We start from the raw sequence: 19,332 nt of genomic DNA on the forward strand, positions 1-19,332 counted from the left end.
GTGTCGCAAAGTGGCCAGTCGCCGCCGTCACCCGCCGTACCGGGTGGCGGGCGCGGTCGCGATCGCCGCGGTTTGCGTTGTGGCCGCGGCCATCTCCCTGCAGTTCCGCGGCGCTTTCGACGAGCGGGTGACGGTGACGCTGTTGTCCTCGCGCGCCGGGCTGGTGGTCGATCCGGGCGCGAAGGTGACGTTCAACGGGGTCGAGATCGGCAGGGCGGCGTCGATCGCCGCCCGCGCCGACGCGGCCGCGCCGGCCGAGTTGACGCTGGCGGTGGACCCGCGGTACCTGCGCGCCATCCCCGCCAACGTGGTCGCCGACATCCGGGCCAGCACCGTGTTCGGCAACAAGTACGTCGCGCTGCGGTCACCAGATCACCCTGCGCTCGGACCGCTTTCGCCCGACACCCCGATTCGGGCGGTGGGGGTGACCACCGAGTTCAACACGTTGTTCGAGACGGTGATGGGCCTGGCCGAGCAGGTGGATCCGGTGAAGCTCAATCGAACCCTCGCCGCCACCGCCGCGGCGCTCTCCGGGCTCGGGGCACGGTTCGGCGGATCGCTCGACGATGCTGTCGCGATCCTGGACGACCTCAATCCCCGCATGCCCCAGCTGCGTTTCGACGTCGCACGCGCCGCGGATCTGGCCGACATCTATGCCGAGGCCTCGCCTGACCTGTTCTCGGCACTCGACCACGCCGCCGTCACGGCGGCCACGGTGCACGCCCGCCGTTCCGACCTCGACACGGCGCTGCTCGCGGCGGCCGGCTTCACGTCGGGCGCCGAGACGCTGCAGCGGGCCGGTCCCTATCTGGTCCGCGACGCCACCGATCTGCGGCCGACCGCCAAGCTGCTGGATGACTACCGAGGCATGATCTTCTGCACGATCCGCAACTATCACGACGTCGCGCCGGAAATCCACCGGACGCTGGGCGGGGACAACGGCTACGCGCTGCGGGCCGCGGGGACCGTGCTCGGCGCGGGCAACCCCTACGTGTACCCGGACAACCTGCCCCGGATCAACGCCCGCGGCGGACCGGGCGGCAGGCCGGGCTGCTGGCAGAAGATCACCCGCGAGTTGTGGCCGCATCCCTATCTGGTGATCGACGCCGGTTACAGCCTGGCGCCGTACAACCACGCCGAACTCGGCCAACCGCTCGCGATGGACTACGTGTGGGGGCGCCAGCTCGGCGAGTTGACCATCAATCCCTGACCCCGTGCCGCCGCTGGGCGGCCAGCGCGGCCAGGGCACCGGACTCGTTGAGCGCCAGATGCGCGAGCATCGGCGCGACCAGACTGCCGGACCGCTCCCCCAGCCGCGCGAAGACCCATCCCGCGACCCCGGTGGTGAGGACGGTGCCGGCCAGCGGCTCCCCGGCGGCGCGGGCGTCCGCGATGTGCGAGAGACCGAAGGCGACCGACTGCAGCAGCCGCCCCCGCGTCGGTCCGAACGCGGCGGCCGCGAGGTGTCCCAGCACCCCGCGGTACGCGACTTCCTCGGCCCACACCGTCCCGAGCGGGATGCGCAGCATCAGCCAATATGACGGCGCCGCAGGGAGATTCCGAGCGTTCAACGCGGCGCGGACCCCGGGCGCCGCGCTGGCCGCGGCGACGCCGGTGGTCACGACAGCCGCGGCGACCCCGCCGGTGCGCAGTCCACTCCGCAGCGCCGCACTACGCAGTCCGAGCGGCGCACCGGCGGCGACCGCCAGCGCCGCACTGAACGCGCCGTGTGCGACCGCGGCCCACCGCTCGGGCAGCCGCGGGCTGACCAGACCACTCAGCGCGACCAACACGCCGGCCAGCGTCAGTGCGGTTGCCTCGTTGCGGCGCATCAGTATTCGGGACCGCTGACGTTCTGCATCGCGCTCCGGACACGCTCGGTGTCCCCCGGGGTCCACCCGGGTGGCGGCGCGACGGCCACCCAGCCGTCGAGAACGGAGTCGCCGTAGTTGTGCCCGTGTCCGCCCGGCATGCTCGACGCGTTGGTCATATCGGCACCCACCTGCCAGAACGTGATGATCGGATACCAGCGCATCGAGGCGGTGCGGTCGTGACCCGGCGGCTCGCGCAGCCAATCGGGGCGGGCGGTGAGCAGATCCGGTGAGTACCAGACGATCGGATCGGACGCGTGCTGCAGGAACAGCACTCGGGTGCCCTGCCATGGCGCCTGCGTGTCGCGGGCGATCTCGGCCGGATCGGCGGCCTGGGAGAACCGCACCGTGCGGCCCCCGTCGTAGCGCGGTTCGACCTCCGGTGTGCCAGGGTCGCGGCGATCGATGATCGCCTTCCACAGCGAGCTGGCGTTGGGCGGCCCGACCCACAGCACCGACGAGAAGCCCATGTCGCCGATGTCGGGCAGCCACGCGAACGCGGCCTGTCCGGCCATCGAGCCCAAACTCTCGCCGTAGAGAGCGAGTTTCGGGCGCTGCTGAGGCGGACGTTGCGACCACCGCTGCTGCACGGCGTCGATCAGCATGCGACCCGACTCCATGGACCGTTGCTGGTCGCCGAGGAACGAGATCCAGCTCGGCAGATACGAATACTGCATCGCCACCATCGCGGTGTCGCCGTTGTACATCAGCTCGATCGCCCGTGCGGCGACCGGGTTGACCCACCCGGTGCCCGTGGTGGGCACGATCACGAGCAGTTCGCGGTCGAAGGCCCCCGTCCGCTCGAGTTCACTGAGCACCACGGCGATTCGCTGTTCATCGGTGTCGGCGGTCTGCAACCCGGCGTAGACGCGGATCGGCTCCTGTGCGGGCCTGCCGTTGACCCGCTGGAGTTCTTGCGCGTCCGGTCCGCTGGCGACGAAGTTACGCCCCTGATAGCCGAGGCTCTCCCACGACGCGAACGATGTTGCGCTGCCGGATCTTTCGGGTTGGTCGGGCTGACTAACGCCCTCGCGCGTCGTGGTGTTCTGCGGCTGGAAGACGCGGCTGGCACCGGCGAGGAACCCCTGCAGCAGTACGCCGTTGATCAACGTGATGAGCAGGACGACGATGACCGCCGTGCCGATCAGCAGCGCCATCTCGTCGCTCAGCCGCCACCGGCGGATGAGCCAGCGAGCCAGCGTCTTGATGATGTCGAGCACGACGCGGCTGACCGCGACGCACACCCCGGCCGCGAGCGCCGAGACCACCAGCACACGAAGGTAGGCCGACGTCTCCGGTCCCGGCAGACCCATCTCGGCCGAGACCTGCCGCTGCCAGGCGGCGGCGGGTATGAGCATGAGGAGGCACGCGGCGACCGCCAGCCCGACGATGCCGACCTTGAGCGCGGACAGCGTCCGCCGGGACGGGGGCCACCAGGGTCGGCCCCGTAAGACGAAACGGCCCACCATCGTCGAGATGAAGACGCCGATGCCGTAGCCGATGGCGGCGTTCAACCCTCCGATCAGGCCCTGGAAGAGCCAGCCGCGCGGGAGCAGAGAAGGGGTCAGGGACAGGCAGAAGAACAGGGCGCCGACGGCGGCGCCGGTGAAGTCGAGCCGGATGAGGCCCCACGCCCAGACGAGCACCGGGTGGCGCCGCGGGCGTTCGGGGGTGTCGGTGACGGTGTCACCGGCGGTGTGGTCGGTCTGCGCTCTCACCCGAACAGTCCGGGCAGCACGCCCTCGGAGGTGGTGCGCAACTCCGCCAGCGGCACTTCGAAGTGGCCCTGCACCTCGACCGCATCGCTGCCCGGATCCACCACACCGATGCGGGTGGCGGGCAGGCCGCGGGCTTCGCACATCGAACGGAAGCGGCTCTCCTCGGTGCGGGGCACCGCGACGAGCACCCGGCCCGCGGACTCGCTGAAGAGGAAGGTGAACGGGCCAGTTCCACTCTCGAAGCCCTCGGGAATCAGGATGCGGCAACCGGTTTCGCCGGCCAGCGCCGCCTCCACGACCGCCTGGATCAACCCGCCCTCGCTCAGATCGTGTGCGGCGGAGATCAATCCGTCACGCGATGCGGCGGTGAGCACGTCGGCGAGCAGTTTCTCGCGCCCGAGATCGACCTTCGGGGGAAGACCGCCGAGGTGCCCGGCGGTGACCTGCGCCCAGATGGAGCCGTCGAATTCGTCGCGGGTGTCGCCGAGCAGGATCAGCGTCTCGCCCGGTTCGGTGCCGAGCCCGGTCGGGATACGCCGCCTGACGTCGTCGAGAACCCCGAGCACCCCCACGACCGGGGTCGGCAGGATCGCGGTGGTTCCCGTCTGGTTGTAGAAACTGACGTTGCCGCCGGTCACCGGAATGCCAAGGGCGGCACAGCCGTCGGCCAGTCCGCGCACCGCCTGGCTGAACTGCCACATGACGCCCGGGTCCTCGGGGGAGCCGAAGTTCAGGCAGTTGGTCACCGCGACCGGTGTCGCGCCGGTGACGGCGACGTTGCGGTAGGCCTCGGCCAGGGCGAGTTGCGCACCGGTGTACGGGTCGAGTGCGGTGTAGCGGCCGGAGGCGTCGGTCGAGACCGCGATGCCGCGGCCGGTGGCCTCGTCGATGCGCAGCACACCGCCGTCGGCGTGTTCGGCGAGCACGGTGTTGCCCCGCACGTAACGGTCGTACTGTTCGGTGATGTAGCCGCGGCTGCACAGGTGGGGGCTGCCGACCATGGCCAGCAGGGTGGCGCGCAGTTCGTCGCCGGTGGCGGGCCGAGGCAGGTCGGCCGAGGTGTCGGCGTTGAGCGCGTCCTGGGTGTCCGGGCGGGCGACGGGCCGTTCGTAGACCGGCCCCTCGTGGGCCACGGTGCGCGGCGGTACGTCGACGACGGTCTCGCCGTGCCAGGTGATGACGAGCCGGTCCCCGTCGGTCACCTCGCCGATCACGGTGGCCAGCACGTCCCACTTGCGGCAGACGTCGAGGAACGCCTCGACGTTGTCGGGGGTGACCACCGCGCACATGCGTTCCTGCGACTCACTCGACAGGATCTCGGCGGGTGTCATGTTGGCCGCGCGCAGCGGGACCTGGTCGAGGTCGACGTGCATCCCGCCGTCACCGGCGGATGCGAGTTCGGATGTCGCACAGGACAGTCCGGCCCCGCCGAGGTCCTGGATGCCGACCACCAGGCCAGCGGCGTACAGCTCGAGGCAGCACTCGATGAGCACCTTCTCCATGAAGGGGTCCCCGACCTGCACCGAGGGCAGTTTCTTGCGGCCGGGGCCGCTTCCCTCGTCACCGCCGAACGTCTCGCTCGCCAGCACCGACACGCCGCCGATGCCGTCGAGCCCGGTCCGCGCACCGAACAGGATGATCTTGTTGCCCGCGCCCGAGGCGAACGCCAGGTGCAGGTCTTCCTTGCGCATCGCGCCCACGCACAGCGCGTTGACGAGCGGGTTGCCCGCGTAGGAGGGGTCGAAGACGGTTTCCCCCCCGATGTTCGGCAGGCCGAGGGAGTTGCCGTATCCCCCGACGCCGCGCACCACACCGTCGAGCACCCGCTTGGTGTCGGGGGCGTCGGCGGCGCCGAACCGGAGCTGGTCCATCACCGCCACCGGCCGCGCGCCCATCGCCATGATGTCGCGGACGATGCCGCCGACCCCGGTGGCCGCCCCCTGGTACGGCTCGACGTAGGAGGGATGGTTGTGGGACTCGACCTTGAACGTGACCGCCCAGCCGTCGCCGATGTCGACCACGCCGGCGTTCTCGCCGATACCGGCGAGCATCGTCGCGCGCATCTCCTCGGTGGTGGTCTCCCCGAAGTAGCGCAGATGCACCTTCGAGGACTTGTACGAGCAGTGCTCGCTCCACATCACCGAGTACATCGCCAGTTCGGCGTCGGTGGGCCTGCGGCCCAGGATCTCGCGGATGCGCTGGTACTCGTCGTCCTTGAGGCCCAGTTCCCGGAACGGTTGTGGCTGGTCGGGGGTGGCTGCGGCGCGCTCGACGGTGTCCAGCGTGGGGGCAAGCTCCTGCGTCACGCCGACAGTCTATTTCCCCGGGCCGGTGCGCTCCGCGTCGCGGGACGACGGGTACCGCGTGGCGTAGGCCCGGGCGACCGCTGGCGCCGCCGCCCCGTGCAGGACGACGCTGCCCAGGACGCACAGCACGACGACCAGGCCCACGGTGTGCTCGTCGGTCCCGTCGAGCACGTTGAACGCGAGCAGACCGAACACGATCGTCGTGGTCCCCCGTGGCCCGAGCCCGCCGACGAGCAGGCGTTCGGGCGGTTCGAAGCGGGTCCCGAGCATGCCGATCAGCACCGGGAAAATGCGGACGACGGTCAGCGCCAGCAGGCTGAACACGACGGCGCCGAGCGTGACGCCGCCCTCGAAGATGGCCACCGCGGCCACGCCGAAGGCGAACCACATACCGACGGTGAGCAGGAACCCGACGTCGTCGACGAGTTCGAGGTCGTTGTGGACGTCGTCGGAGTGCCGCAGATATCTGAACGCGATGCCGCAGACGAACGCCGACACGAAGCCGTTGCCGTCGATGGCCAGGCTCAGGCCGAAGGCCAGCAGCGGCGCGGCGACGAGGACCAGGCGGTGGGACTGGTGGGTGGTCCAGCCCCGCTCCTGCGCGGCGTTGACCGCGAGCGCGAGGAGGGTGCCGACGAAAAGGCCCACCAGGATGGCCTTGGCGGCCTGAGGCACCGCCGCCTCGATCGCCTGCAGCGGGGTGTCGGCGCGGGTGTCCTGGTCGGCGAGCACCAGGGCGAAGATGAAGAGCGGCGAGACGATGCCGTCGTTGTACCCGGCCTCGACGTTGAGCAGATCGCGCACCCGTTCGGGCACTCGCCGGTCACGCAGGATCGACGACACCGGTGCGAAGTCGATCGGCACGACGATGCAGGCGATCACCAAAAGCACCGCCCACGACGAACCGGGCAGCAGCCAGAGCCCGAGGACCAGGGCGGCGGCGATACCCAGGGGCAGTGCCACGAACAGGACCCGCAGCGCGGCCTTAGGCTCGTAGCCGAAGAGGCCGCCGCGCACGTCGGTGGCGTCGACGAAAAGCAGGATGGCCAGGATGATTTCGGCGACGTGCTCGGCGATCTCGGTGTTGAGGCCGTCCGCCACGCGGTCGGAGGTGGCGAGCCCGATGACCATCCCGGCCAGGACGATCACCATGGGGGCGGTGACGCGCCATCGCTCCATGCGCCGGGCCAGCACCCCCCACCCGGCCAGCACGGCGGACACCGCGATCAGCGACAGCAACACGACGGCGATCTTTCCAGGCGGCGTCGCGATCGCGACCCGAGACGCGACAAGGCCTCCTGCCGGTCGACTCCGTCCCCCACAGAGTCGATGGCAGGAGGCCTTGGGGTCTCGCGCTGTTACTGCGCCGGTTCGTTGGCGGTGTCGGCGGTGTCGTTGTCGGTTGTGGTGGTCCTCGACGGCGGGGTGAGGGCCTTCTTGACCCCATCCCGCAGGTCGTCGGCGGCGTCGTTCAGGCGGTCGCCCACCTGATCGATCGACCGCTCGATGGCCTTCGAGATCTGGCCGCCCCTGAACTGCGGGCCACGGTTGACGGCCTTCTCCTCGTCACCGTTGGGAGCTGCGTTCTCCTCGCCGTCGAGCACGACCTTCGGAGCGTCGCCCGAGTTGTCCGCCGGCGGCAGATCGGAGGTGAGATCGCCGGCGGGCTGACCCGGCTGTTCGGCCCCCGCCACCTTCAGCGTGGCTTCGATGTCCTCATCGCCCACGTCGCCCGCGGCGTCGTCCTTCGTGATCCGGACGTCGGCCGGCGCGTTGGGCAGATCCGCGAGGGCGCCGAGCAGCGCCTCGTTGATGCGTTCCGTGAGGGCCCACAGGCTGTCGCGGAAGGCGGTGACGTTGCCGGCCGCGTCCGCGGGCAGCGCATCGCGCAGCCCGTAGAGCGCCGGGTCGGCGATCCACAGTGGGGCGTCGACGGTGTTCTCGATGAGATCCGCCAGCGCTTCCGGACCGCCCTCGGCGAGGGCCGCCAGGCGTGTCGGTCCCAGCACCGTCGCGGCGAGCAACCGAAGGCCACTGGCGCCGAGGCCTTCGCCCACGTCGAACGCGGAGTCCACGGGGCTCGTGGGCGGGGTGTATTCCACCGGCGCCTCGCGCTCGAAGGCGATGTTGAGGGTCCGCGCCAGCGTCTCGCCGAGTCGCGTCAGCGGATCGTCGGAGCCGCCGACCGGCGGTGCCGCGGCCGCCGCGAGTGCGCTGGTCGAATTCAGGTCGGGCAGAACGAGATTGCCGCCGATGAGCTCGGCCAGATCGGGGAAGGCGTTCAACAGATCGGGCAGCTCCGCCGGACCGGTCGGCAGACCGAGCAGGCCGGCGATGATCGCCAGCGGGTTCGGGCCGGCCAGCGGTCCCCGGACGCCGGGGATGCCGGTGAAGAAGGAGTTTTGCACACCCGCGGCGAACGCCGTGACGAGATCCCCGGGCACCTGGCCCCAGTCGACGTTCTCGGGGAAGGTGAAGAACGGCGCGTACTCGCTGCCGAAGTTCCCCGAGAAGTCGCGGGGATACGGATCGAGCGGAATGCTCATGTCCTGGGTGACGTTCGTGTAGCCCAGGTTGACCAGGATCTTCAGCGCCGGTTCGATCGCGTCGGCGAACGGGTTGGTGAAACCGAACACCCCGCCGGTGAAGAGGTTGGCGAAGTCGGTCGGATACCGGAAGGGCTCCAGCAGCGGCAGACTGTCGACGGGAACGGTGAGGAACAAGTTGCCGTTGCCGCCTGGAAGCCCGAGCAGGCTCGCGAGGACTGCCGGTAGGCCGGCCTCCGCTTGTTCGCCGACTGCCCCGAGATCGGCGCCGCGCAGGATGTACGTCGGGAAGGCGAACGCCGCCGCCGAGTTGGCCAGCGAGAACGGGTTCGGCCACGAGGGGAAGTCTGACAGCGTGTCATACTCGACGGTGGCGTCGATCTTGATGGGTCGGAATGCGTTGCCCAGCAGCGGATTCCCAGAGTTCTCCACATCTGGTGTGACGACGCTCTCGTAGCCGAAGATCCGCAAGAACGGGTCGAGCACGGGTGCGAACCGCGCCGCGATGCCGCCGTCGGCTCGGCCAGGATTGCGCAACAGAATCAGCGGAAGAAAAGTGTTCGGTGATCGATCGGTTTCGGTGAAGTACTCCTCGATCTGGGGATACGCGATTCCGACCGCCAGCGACCCGAGACCGAAGCCGATCACGATCGGAACGCGCGCGCCCCCGAGAAGACCACCGATCACGGGCGCGAAAGCGGCGCCCTCCGGGCCGAGGAGTTGCGACAACAGCGGACCGAGGACCGCGGCCAGTGCGGCGCCGTTCACGACCGTGTCGGTACCGGTCACCTCATCGACGATGAGTGGTGGGAATGCGGGTACGTAGCCGAGGTTGAGTCCGAACAGCGCGGCGAGACCGAACGGCGGACCGGTCGTGACCAAGTTGATTCCGGCCAGTTCGAGTGCATCCAGTGGGCCGTTGATGCTCCCGAGATCGACACCCAGCGCCCCGAGCAGCGGCGCGAGGTTGAGCGCATCGGTCAACGCGAGGTTCTGCACCTCGGCGGCGACCGCCCTCGCTTCAACGAGAGGCAGCGCGCTGGCCGACGGAGCCGTGAGTCCCATCGTCATTGCGGCGGACGTGGCCGCCACGCCCCCCGCGATTGCCGCCTTCTTGATGCTTGTCCGGGCTGATCCGCCCCAGTGTTTCGCCACGCCTGTTCCCCTCCAGCAACTTCCTGATGTTGTGTGAGGAAAATAACACCGATTATCAAGATCATGAGACGAGGCTGAGTTTCTCCTGAGAGAAGGTTGCACGGTCAACTAGGAAACATCGTGGCCACAGCGCGTACCAGCAACTTCCCGGGATTACCACCGGTGATCTTGCCGGAATTTCGAAGTCTTCGGGCGGCACCCGTTCCAGGTGAGGCGGCCTCTGCCGATGACGCTCGGCTGGTCGGTATTCAAGCAGTTCAACGGCGTGGCTTCGGCCGCATACCGCATGCGCGTCGGTCGCTCCCGAGCGTCGCGGCAGGCCCGTAGGGAGCCGCATCGACCGTCGAAACGTGTCGCCATAGGCAATATTCAGCGTGCGACAGATCTTTCGCCAGAGTAGCGCGTTTGCGCACACGACGGCCGCTCATCGGCTGAGAACCATCCCCCGCCTGGAAAACCAAAGGACGCATACTTTACCTGCCGGTGATATCGACAGCTAATTTGGTCAGCTCACGAATGCGTCGTCCCCACCCGGCCAGAACGGCGGACACCGCGATCAGCAACAGCAACACGACGGCTCTCTCCAGGCGGCGCCGCGATCGCGACCCGAGATGCGACAAGGCCTCCTGCCGGTCGACTCTGTCCCCCACAGAGCCGATGGCAGGAGGCCTTGGCCTCGCCGGGCGGCCCCCCACTGACCGCCGTTCCGCCAGCACCTGCGCCTGACGTGTGACGAACATAACAGCAAGCTTGAGAAGATCTGAAGAGAACCTGAGCTCAACCTGAGAGATGGTTGCGTGCAAAAACGAATCGCTTGTTGCCGAACCCGGTGACCTGCATGATTCGGCACAGTCACCGCCGCAACTCGTCTGATTTCGGCTGGACCCATTCGCAGGGTGTGTCCGTCACGCGCTCCCGATGCAGAACGCGTTGCCGGCAGGATCCGCCATAACGACCCAGCTGAACTCTTCCCCGAAGCTGTGCCTGCCCGTCTCGGCCGCACCGAGGCCGACCAGGCGCGCCACCTCGGCCTCGACGTCGGCGGCGGTGAAATCGAGGTGCACGCGGTTCTTCCCCGGCGTCACGTCCGGCACCTTCTGGAAGCCGAGTCGCGGCCCACCCTCCCGGATCACGACGACGAACTCACCCGGCTCGAAGGCGCTCACCTCACCGCCGACCGCGGCGGCCCACCACTCGGCCAGGGCATCGGGATCGGTGCAGTCGAAGGTGATCATCTCCACGGTCATCGCCATGGCGCCGACGATAGATCAGGCCGGTGACAGAAACGCCTGCAGCGCTGCGGAGTACGCCCCCACGTCGTCGGCACCCATGAGTTCGCGCGCCGAGTGCATCGCCAACTGTGCCGCGCCGACATCCACCGTCGGAATCCCGGTGCGCGCCGACGTCATCGGACCGATCGTCGATCCGCACGGTAGATCGGCGCGGTGCTCGTAGCGCTGCATCGGCACCCCCGCCTGTGCACAGGCCAGCGCGAACGTCGCCGCCGTGCGCCCGTCGGTGGCGTAGCGCAGGTTGGGCTGGACCTTGAGCACCGGCCCGGCGTTCACCTCGATGAGATGGCCCGGCTCGTGCCGCTCCGGATAGTTCGGGTGAGTCGCGTGCGCCATATCGCCCGAGGCGACCACCGAACCCGACATCCGACGCAACAGGTCCTCACGTCGCCCGCCGGCGGCCAGTGTAATTCTCTCCAAAACCGTTGGCAGCAGCTCGGATTGAGCACCGTGGTCGGATGTGGAGCCGACCTCTTCATGGTCGAAAAGCGCCAATACCGGCACCATGTCCCCGGGCTCGGAAGCCAACAGCGCCTCCAGCCCCGCGTAGCACGTCGCCTGATTGTCCAGCCTTGGCGCGCTGACCATTTCGCGGTCGGCGCCGACCAGTGTGGACGGTGTCAGGTCGTGGGTCATCAGGTCGGCGGCGAGCACGGCGTCCTCGGCGACTTCCGCCCGCTCGGCGACGAACCCCAGGAATGATCCGGGCGAACCGCCCACGCCCCAAACAGCATTCACGTGCCGCTGCGGGTCGAGGCTGACGCCTTTGCGGTCATCGGAGAGGTGGATCGCCAACTGCGGCACCCGCAGAATCGGCTCGTCGACCCGAATCAGGCGGTGCTCGATCGCGTCACCCACGCGGATCGACAACCTGCCGCTGATGCCGAGATCACGGTCCAGCCACGAGTTCAGCCACGCCCCGCCGTAGGGCTGCAGGGCCACGATGCGCCATCCGGACACGAACCGGTCCGGGTGCTGTTTGACGCGCAGGTTCGGGCTGTCGGTGTGCCCGCCGACGATGCGGAACGGTGCGCGCGGGTCGTCACCGGCGCGCCACGCGACCAGAGAGCCGGCCCGCACCGTGAAGTAGTCGCCCGGGGCCGACGGCCACTGGTCGGCCTCGGCCACTTCGGTGAACCCGGCGTCACGCAAACGGCTCGCGACGGTGCCGCACACGTGGAAGGGCGAAGGCGAGGCGTCGATGAAGTCGCACAGGGCTCGGGCGCTGGCTGGCATCGGCCGAAACTAGACCGTCAGCACTGCGTCGAGCGCGGAGTAGAACAGCCCGAGACCGTCGTCGGAAGGCCCGGTGAGCGCCTCGGTGGCGTGTTCGGGGTGCGGCATGAGGCCGACGACACGTCCGTTCGCCGAGCTGATCCCGGCGATGTCGCGCATCGACCCGTTGAGGTTCTCCCGGTAGCGGAACACCACCCGGCCCTCGCCTTCGAGCTCGTCGAGCACCTTCTCGCTGGCGACGTATCGTCCCTCCCCCGACTTCAGCGGGATCAACAGATCGGCGCCGTTCTCGTACCGGGTCGTCCACGCCGAGGTGTTCGAGGCGACCTGCAGCCAGGTGTCGCGGCAGATGAAGTGCAGGCCGATGTTGCGGGTCAGCGCACCGGGCAGCAGCCCGGCTTCGCACAGCACCTGGAAGCCGTTGCAGATGCCCAGCACCGGCATACCGCCCTCAGCCGCGCGGATGACCTCACCCATGACCGGCGCGAACTTCGCGATCGCGCCCGCCCGCAGGTAGTCGCCATAGGAGAAGCCGCCGGGCACGATGACCGCGTCGACACCCTTGAGGTCGGCGTCGGCGTGCCACAGACTGACCGGCTCACCCCCGGCGAGCCGCACGGCACGCGCCGCGTCGATGTCGTCGAGCGATCCCGGGAAGGTGATCACCCCCACGCGCGCGTTCATGCGCCCTCCCTGGTGACCGACCAGTCCTCGATGACGGTGTTGGCCAGGAGCGATTCGGCGATCTCGGCCACCGTCTCGTCTGTGACCTCGCCGTCGATCTCCAACTCGAATCGTTTGCCCTGCCGGACATCTGAGACACCCGTCACACCGAGACGCCCCAAGGCCCCGACGATCGCCTGACCCTGGGGGTCGAGGATCTCGGCCTTGGGCATCACGTGCACCACCACCTTCGCCACGACGACGACTTTACCGGTGTCGCAGCGCTTCGCCGTCTACCGGCATGAGCCGATGTACGCGGTGCACAGCGGCGCGCTCAGCGCGTCGAGCACCGAGGCGTCCGGTACCGGACGCCAGGTGACCGACGACCGCGCCGTGGACCACAGCGCGAGTTCGGCGACGGTGCTGTTGCGCGGGTCGACGACGAGGTACTGATGCAGCACCGAGCGATCAGCTCCGCTCACGACCGCCGCCATCCGATTCAGCTCCGTGGTCGTCACCGACGGTGACGCCGACGGCGCGGTGCGCTGACATGCGCGCAACGCCGCGACCGCGTCGTCGAACGCGGCGGCCGCCAGTTGGCCGCCCCGCCACGTCTCCCCGCGCCAGTGCACGACCTGGGCCTGCAGAGACCACTGGCCGTCCGGCGAGGTGACCGCCGCCTTGGCCGCGACCGCCGTGGCGCGGGGGTCCTCGGTGGCCGGCGCGGGTGTCGCACAGGTCTCCTCGAACCGGAACCGGGGTGTGACCGCGGTGACCGACAGGGAGGACAGGTTCGGCCAGCGATACACGTCGTACAGCGGAATCGAGGTCGGTGCGATCCACGCCGACGCCGGAATCCGGTCGCAATTGGGCGGGCAGTCCATCGGGTTCGCGGTGGCCACGGCCGGCGTCCCCAACGCCAGCCCGCAACTCGCCAGCACCGCCACCATCAGCAACCGCATCCGAACCCCCACCACCGGCCCCCGCCTGAGCGCCACAATATAGCCATGGAATTGACCCATTTCGGCCATTCGTGTCTACTCGCGAGCTTTCCCGGTGCCTCGGCGTCGGAGACCACAATTCTGTTCGATCCGGGCGTGTTCTCCCACGGATTCGAGGGCATCACGGGGTTGTCGGCGATCCTGATCACCCATCAGCACCCCGATCACGCCGACGTCGATCGCCTACCGGCGTTGCTCGACGCGAACCCTCAGGCAGCGCTCTACTGCGATCCCCAGACCGCCCAGCAGCTCGGCGGTTCGTGGCGCGCGGTGCACGCCGGAGACGAGTTCACGGTCGGCCACCTGACCGTGCGCGGGGTCGGTGGCCACCACGCGATCATCCATCCCGAGCTGCCCGAGATCGACAACATCTCGTATCTGGTCGGCGACGGTGACCACCCGGCCCGCCTGATGCACCCCGGCGACGCCCTGTTCGAGCCCGGCGAACCGGTCGACGTGCTGGCCACCCCCGCGGCGGCGCCGTGGATGAAGATCTCCGAAGCGGTCGATTACCTGAGGGCCGTCGCACCCACCCACGCGGTGCCGATCCACCAGGGCATCATCGATCCGAGCGCGCGCGGGATCTTCTACGGCCGGCTCAGCGAGATGACCGACACCGACTTCCAGGTCCTCGACGAGGAGAACGGCACCGAATTCTGAACCGCGGTGGTCTAAGCGGCGTCGCGCAGGGCGGCGCGGGGCTCCCACCGGTACACCGCCGGTGTGCACCGGTGCATCAACGCGAGGTCGATCGCGTCGAGCACCGCCCGCCTCGGCCCGATCCGGCCGAGGTGTTTGGCCGAGACGTTGAGCCGGACCGTGCCGGCGCGCCGGGCGGTCCGCTCGGCCGCCAGCACCACGGTGCGGCACCACCACGGCTCGGTCAGAAACCCGGCGCCGACGCCCACCACGCGCGCCCGCACCGTCGTTCCGCGGACCAGGTCGGTCACGCCACTGAGCCCCGCAAGCACCCGAAAACCGTTGCGCGGCAGGGCGATGGCGGTCCCCTGGGACACCGTCCACCCGGGTGCGGCGAACAGCCGGGTGCGTAGCCCGAGGTGCTCGAGCACGCGGTCGGCGCCCATCAACCGCAGGTTGGCCTCGTGCGCGGCGAGCGAGGCGAACTCGCTGCGTCGCTTCTTGGTGGCGGCCTCGTCGAAACCGTGCAGCACGATCGCGTCCCCGGCCGCCCGCCGGTCACGCAGCCATTCGACGGTCGATGCGTCCCGGTCGAGCCGGTATCCGCCCTTCAGGCGCGGCGCGACCAGGAACGACGCGGGAACACCGCGGGCGTCGAGTTCGGCGCGGAAGCCGGCGACGTCGGCGAGGGTGCGCGCACTGACGTGGGAGATCGAGAGGATCAGTTGTCCAGCCACGCGTGCAGCATGTCAACCCGAGGTGTCTCGACGGTTGCCGTGACGTCGACGGCAGCTGTCTAGTTGGGCAGCACGGCCTCGATGGCGGAGACGACCTCGGGGGCGTCGGGTTCGGTGCGCGGCCGGAACCGGTTGACCACCTGGCCACCGGGCGCGAGCAGGAACTTCTCGAAGTTCCACTGCACGTCGCCTGCCTCGCCGCCGCTGTCGGGGGTCTGGGTCAGTTCGGCGTAGAGCGGGTGGCGGTCCGGGCCGTTGACGTCGGTCTTGGCCAGCAGCGGGAACGTCACACCGTACGTGGTCGAACAGAAGGTCTGGATCTCTTCGGCCGTGCCGGGCTCCTGCCCCATGAACTGGTTGCACGGCACACCGATCACCGTCAGACCGCGGTCACCGTAGTCCTGGGCCAGCTTCTCCAGCGCGCTGTACTGCGGCGTGAGACCGCATTTCGACGCGACGTTCACCACGAGCACGGCGCCGTCGGCGAGCTCCCGCAGGGACGTCGAGGTGCCGTCGAGGGTGTTGAGTTCGATGTCGAGCAGGTACGACTCAGTCATGCCCGGACGCTACCGCACGCGGCTCGCCGCCGAACAGCATCGTGGCGGCCCGCTCGATCTGGGCGAGCGGATCGCCTTCGGTGGCGATCAAGTCGTTGAGTCGCAACATGACGAATCCGTGCACCAGCGACCACGCCGCGAGCGCCGCAGCATCGGGATCGGACCGGGACCGGGCATCGGTGAGCGTGCCGACGCCGCGGCTCAGTTCCGCGCCCGCGGCCGCTTTCGCCTCGCGCAGTTCGACATCGGCCTCGTCGATCAGCGACTTGTCGAACATGACCTCGTAGTGGCCGGGATGGTCGAGCGCGAAGTGGACGTAGGCGCTCGCCGCGTGGAGGAAGTCCGGACCGGACCCGGCGAGCGCCTCGGCGAGCATCCGCCATCCCTGGGCGGCCAGCGCCGTGAACAGCCCGCGACGGTCGGTGAAGTGATGCGCGGGGGCCGCGTGCGACACGCCCGCGGCGCGGGCGAGTTCCCGCAGTGAAACGCCGTCGGCACCGCGTTCGGCGACGAGTTCGGCGGCCTGCGCGAGGATCGCCGACTTCAGGTCACCGTGGTGGTAGCTCGACTTGGCCACCCCGCCATCCTAGTCGGGTCTTGACAGTGTCTAGTTGTCCGACGCGTAGGTGTCGGGATCCGCCGTGGCGAGCACCCAGGCGTACTGGAACGCGGCCTCCTTCCACCGTTCGTACCGGCCACTGATCCCGCCGTGGCCGGCACTCATCTCGGTCTTGAGCAGCACCGGATTGGTGTCGGTCTTCGCATGCCGCAGGGCGGCAACCCATTTCGCCGGCTCGACGTAGTAGACGCGGGTGTCGTTGAGCGAGGTCATCGCCAGGATCGGCGGATAGTCCTTGGCGACGACGTTCTCGTACGGCGAGTAGGACTTCATGTAGTGGTAGACGATCTCGTCCTCGAGGGGGTTGCCCCACTCGTCCCATTCGGTGACCGTCAACGGCAGCGACGGATCGAGGATGGTGGTCAGCGGGTCCACGAAGGGCACCTGCGCCAGAAACCCGGCGAACAGTTCGGGTGCCAGGTTGGCGACCGCGCCGATCAACAGGCCGCCCGCACTGCCGCCGAGGGCCACCAGATTCTGCGGGCGTGTGGTGTCGGTGGCGATGAGATGCCTTGCCACGGCGATGAAGTCGGTGAAGGTGTTGCCCTTTTCCAGCAGCTTGCCGTGCTCGTACCACGGGCGCCCCAGTTCCCCGCCGCCGCGGACGTGAGCGACGGCGAACACCATGCCGCGGTCCAGCAGCGAGAGCCGGGCGATCGAGAACCGCGGGTCCTCACACGACTCGTAGGCGCCGTAGCCGTACAACAGGGTCGGCGCCGGAAACTGGAGGCCCGCACGGTGGACGATGGAGATCGGCACCCGCGCGCCGTCCGGCGCGATCGCCCACTCCCGCCGTTCGACGTAGTCCTCGGGGCGATACCCGCCGAGTACCGGCTGCTCGCGCAGCAGGGTCCGCTCCCCCGTGGCGAGGTCGAGGTCGTAGATCCGCACCGGGGTGACGAACGACGTCGCTCCGATCCGGAGTTTCGGCGCATCCCAGTTCGGGTTGCCGCCCAGACCCGCCGAGGTCAACTCGGTGTCGAAGGTGATGTCCTCGGCGCGGCCGTAGGATCCGTCGGCGCCGAGCGGCCACAGCTGGATCTTGGGCAGCGCCTCTTCGCGGTAGCTCACCACGAGGTGCCCGGCGAACGCGTCGACCGCGTCGAGCCTCACGTCCTCGCGGTGCTCGATGAGGGTGCGGGTCGCGGTCGGATCCGTCACCGGCGCCTCGACGAGCGCGAAGTTCTCCGCGCCGTCGTTGTGCATGATGAGGAACCGGTCCTCACCGCCGACCACCGCGTGTTCGACGGAGTACTCGACCCCGTCGCGGCGCGGCCACACCACCGCGAAGTCCGCATCCGGTTCGGCCGCGTCGGCGTAGCGCACCTCCGAGGTGACGGCGCTGCCCGCCGCGATGACGAGGTACTTGTCGCTGCGGGTGCGGCCGACGCCGAGCCAGTACTTCTCGTCGGGTTCGTGATACACCCGCTCGGCCGGCAGGTTCGCACCCAGCCGGTGCCGCCAGACGGTGTCGGGCCGCCACGCGTCGTCGACGGTGGTGTAGTAGACGGTGCGGTTGTCGGCGGCCCAGGTGGCGCCCGCTCCGATACCGACGATCGTGTCGTCGTACTGCTCACCGGTGCGGAGGTCCCGGAAGCGCAGCGTGTACCGCTCGTCGCCGACGGTGTCGATGGAGTAGGCCAGGATGTTGCCGTCGATGCTCACGGTCGCCGCCCCGAGCGCGAAGTACTCGTGTCCCTCCGCTTCGACGTTCTCGTCGAGCAGGACCTGCTCGCCCGGGATGGTGGTGTTCTCGTCGAGCAGCGGGGGTCTCCAGTCCGCGGGATCCGTTGCAGGGCAACGGCAGTGGACCCCGTACTGCTTGCCCTCGAAGCTGCGGCCGTAGTACCACCAGTCCCCGCGCCGGGTCGGTACCGACAGGTCGGTCTCCTTGGTACGAGCCTTGATCTCGTCGAAGATCTTCTGCCGCAACGCCGCAAGATGAGCCGTCCGCTCTTCGGTGTGGACGTTCTCGGCCTCGAGGTGGGCGAGCACCTCGGGATCGGATTTGTCGCGCAGCCACTCGTAGTGGTCGATGAACACGTCCCCGTGGTGTTCGCGGCGGTGCTCTACCCGCTTGGCCTGCGGCGGAACGGTCATGCGCTCGCCCCGATCCAGGCGGTGAAGCGCAGACCCGAGATGCGTTCGTAAGCCTCGATGTAGCGCGCCCGCGTCGCGTCGACGATCTCCGCCGGAAGCGGAGGCGGCGGCTGATCTGCGGCGCGGTCCCAGCCGGAGTCCGGGCCGGTGAGCCAGTTGCGGACGAACTGCTTGTCGTAGCTGGCCTGGACCTCACCCTCGCGGTAGGCGTCGGCGTACCAGTACCGCGACGAGTCGGGGGTGAACACCTCGTCGGCGAGGACGAGTTCACCGGACTGATCCACCCCGAATTCGAACTTGGTGTCGGCGATGATGATCCCCTTCGTCAGCGCGTGCTCGGCGCCCTGGGTGTAGATCTGCAGCGTGCGGTCACGCAACTGTTCGGCCCGCTTCTCCCCGACCAGGTCGACGGTCGCGGCGTAGTCGATGTTCTCGTCGTGTGCGCCGAGTTCGGCCTTGGACGCCGGGGTGTAGAGCGGTTCGGCGAACTTGCTCGCCTCGGTGAGGCCGGCCGGCAGCGTCAGTCCGCACAGCGTGCCGTTCTTGCGGTAGTCGATCAGCCCCGAGCCGGTGAGGTACCCGCGTGCCACGCACTCGACGGGCAGCATCTCCAGCGTGCGCACCACCAGCGCGCGGCCCAGCACCTCTTCGGGGATGCGCGGGTCGTCCGGTGGGCCGGCGAGATGGTTGGGAGCGTCGATGAGGTCGAAGAAGAACACGCTCATCGCGGTGAGGATGCGGCCCTTGTCCGGGATCTGTGAGGACAGGACGTGGTCGTAGGCCGAGATGCGGTCGGTCGCGACGAACAGCAGGTGCTCGTCGTCGATGCGGTACAGCTCGCGAACCTTGCCGCTGGCAAGATGCCGGTAGTCGGACAGAGCGGGGCGCATCG

Annotated in this window: 17 protein-coding genes; 2 read left to right on the plus strand and 15 right to left on the minus strand. The window is 69.0% G+C overall.

Going from position 1 to position 19,332, the window contains the following annotated elements:
* The first annotated feature begins 10 nt into the window (after window positions 1–10).
* Window positions 11–1,210, plus strand: a complete 1,200-nt coding sequence (locus AU196_RS00270) for an MCE family protein (RefSeq protein ID WP_059093090.1) — start codon at window positions 11–13, stop codon at window positions 1,208–1,210.
* Here the strand turns inward: AU196_RS00270 and AU196_RS00275 are convergent.
* The 10 genes from AU196_RS00275 to AU196_RS00320 form a co-directional block, all read right to left on the minus strand.
* On the minus strand, window positions 1,200–1,832 hold the full coding sequence (locus AU196_RS00275) for an Rv0804 family intramembrane glutamic endopeptidase (RefSeq protein ID WP_059093091.1): 633 nt from the start codon (window positions 1,830–1,832) through the stop codon (window positions 1,200–1,202). The genes AU196_RS00270 and AU196_RS00275 overlap by 11 nt on opposite strands.
* Window positions 1,832–3,589, minus strand: a complete 1,758-nt coding sequence (locus AU196_RS00280) for an alpha/beta hydrolase (protein ID WP_059093092.1) — start codon at window positions 3,587–3,589, stop codon at window positions 1,832–1,834. Before AU196_RS00280 ends, AU196_RS00275 begins: the two co-directional genes overlap by 1 nt.
* Window positions 3,586–5,871, minus strand: coding sequence for a phosphoribosylformylglycinamidine synthase subunit PurL (purL, locus tag AU196_RS00285; protein WP_197415672.1), 2,286 nt, complete (start codon window positions 5,869–5,871; stop codon window positions 3,586–3,588). The genes AU196_RS00280 and purL overlap by 4 nt, the downstream gene beginning before the upstream one ends.
* A 33-nt stretch (window positions 5,872–5,904) precedes the next feature.
* Window positions 5,905–7,137, minus strand: coding sequence for a cation:proton antiporter (locus tag AU196_RS00290; RefSeq protein WP_059093094.1), 1,233 nt, complete (start codon window positions 7,135–7,137; stop codon window positions 5,905–5,907).
* Window positions 7,138–7,253: 116 nt separating this feature from the next.
* Window positions 7,254–9,512 (minus strand): PE-PPE domain-containing protein, encoded by a 2,259-nt coding sequence (locus AU196_RS00295; protein WP_231737235.1) that lies wholly within the window; start codon window positions 9,510–9,512, stop codon window positions 7,254–7,256.
* Window positions 9,513–10,501: 989 nt separating this feature from the next.
* Window positions 10,502–10,849, minus strand: a complete 348-nt coding sequence (locus tag AU196_RS00300; protein WP_059093096.1) for a VOC family protein — start codon at window positions 10,847–10,849, stop codon at window positions 10,502–10,504.
* A 15-nt stretch (window positions 10,850–10,864) separates the two neighbouring features.
* On the minus strand, window positions 10,865–12,124 hold the full coding sequence (locus AU196_RS00305; protein WP_059093097.1) for a M18 family aminopeptidase: 1,260 nt from the start codon (window positions 12,122–12,124) through the stop codon (window positions 10,865–10,867).
* A 9-nt stretch (window positions 12,125–12,133) separates the two neighbouring features.
* Window positions 12,134–12,808, minus strand: a complete 675-nt coding sequence (gene purQ, locus AU196_RS00310; RefSeq protein ID WP_059093098.1) for a phosphoribosylformylglycinamidine synthase subunit PurQ — start codon at window positions 12,806–12,808, stop codon at window positions 12,134–12,136.
* Window positions 12,805–13,044, minus strand: coding sequence for a phosphoribosylformylglycinamidine synthase subunit PurS (purS, locus tag AU196_RS00315; protein WP_059093099.1), 240 nt, complete (start codon window positions 13,042–13,044; stop codon window positions 12,805–12,807). The genes purQ and purS overlap by 4 nt, the downstream gene beginning before the upstream one ends.
* Window positions 13,045–13,080: 36 nt before the next feature.
* Window positions 13,081–13,749: a hypothetical protein gene (locus tag AU196_RS00320; protein ID WP_059093100.1), complete on the minus strand. Its 669-nt coding sequence runs from the start codon at window positions 13,747–13,749 to the stop codon at window positions 13,081–13,083.
* A 45-nt stretch (window positions 13,750–13,794) separates the two neighbouring features.
* Between AU196_RS00320 and AU196_RS00325 the strand changes: the two genes are divergently transcribed.
* Window positions 13,795–14,448: an MBL fold metallo-hydrolase gene (locus tag AU196_RS00325; protein ID WP_059093101.1), complete on the plus strand. Its 654-nt coding sequence runs from the start codon at window positions 13,795–13,797 to the stop codon at window positions 14,446–14,448.
* 11 nt (window positions 14,449–14,459) lie between these two features.
* On the opposite strand, the gene AU196_RS00330 is transcribed toward AU196_RS00325, so the two are convergent.
* The 5 genes from AU196_RS00330 to AU196_RS00350 are packed head-to-tail and all read right to left on the minus strand — an operon-like array spanning window position 14,460 to window position 19,330.
* Window positions 14,460–15,164, minus strand: a complete 705-nt coding sequence (locus AU196_RS00330) for a DUF2334 domain-containing protein (RefSeq protein WP_059093102.1) — start codon at window positions 15,162–15,164, stop codon at window positions 14,460–14,462.
* 59 nt (window positions 15,165–15,223) lie between these two features.
* Window positions 15,224–15,721, minus strand: a complete 498-nt coding sequence (locus AU196_RS00335) for a glutathione peroxidase (protein ID WP_059093103.1) — start codon at window positions 15,719–15,721, stop codon at window positions 15,224–15,226.
* Entirely contained in the window at window positions 15,714–16,298 is a 585-nt protein-coding gene (locus AU196_RS00340; RefSeq protein WP_059093104.1) for a TetR/AcrR family transcriptional regulator, read from the minus strand. The genes AU196_RS00335 and AU196_RS00340 overlap by 8 nt, the downstream gene beginning before the upstream one ends.
* Before the next feature lie 30 nt (window positions 16,299–16,328).
* The gene (locus AU196_RS00345; RefSeq protein WP_059093105.1) at window positions 16,329–18,440 is read right to left on the minus strand and encodes a S9 family peptidase; all 2,112 of its coding nucleotides are present in this window, start codon (window positions 18,438–18,440) and stop codon (window positions 16,329–16,331) included.
* Window positions 18,437–19,330 (minus strand): phosphoribosylaminoimidazolesuccinocarboxamide synthase, encoded by an 894-nt coding sequence (locus tag AU196_RS00350; RefSeq protein WP_059093106.1) that lies wholly within the window; start codon window positions 19,328–19,330, stop codon window positions 18,437–18,439. Before AU196_RS00350 ends, AU196_RS00345 begins: the two co-directional genes overlap by 4 nt.
* Window positions 19,331–19,332: the final 2 nt, after the last annotated feature.

The sequence above is a fragment of the Mycobacterium sp. IS-1742 genome, assembly GCF_001500125.1.
GTDB lineage: Bacteria > Actinomycetota > Actinomycetes > Mycobacteriales > Mycobacteriaceae > Mycobacterium.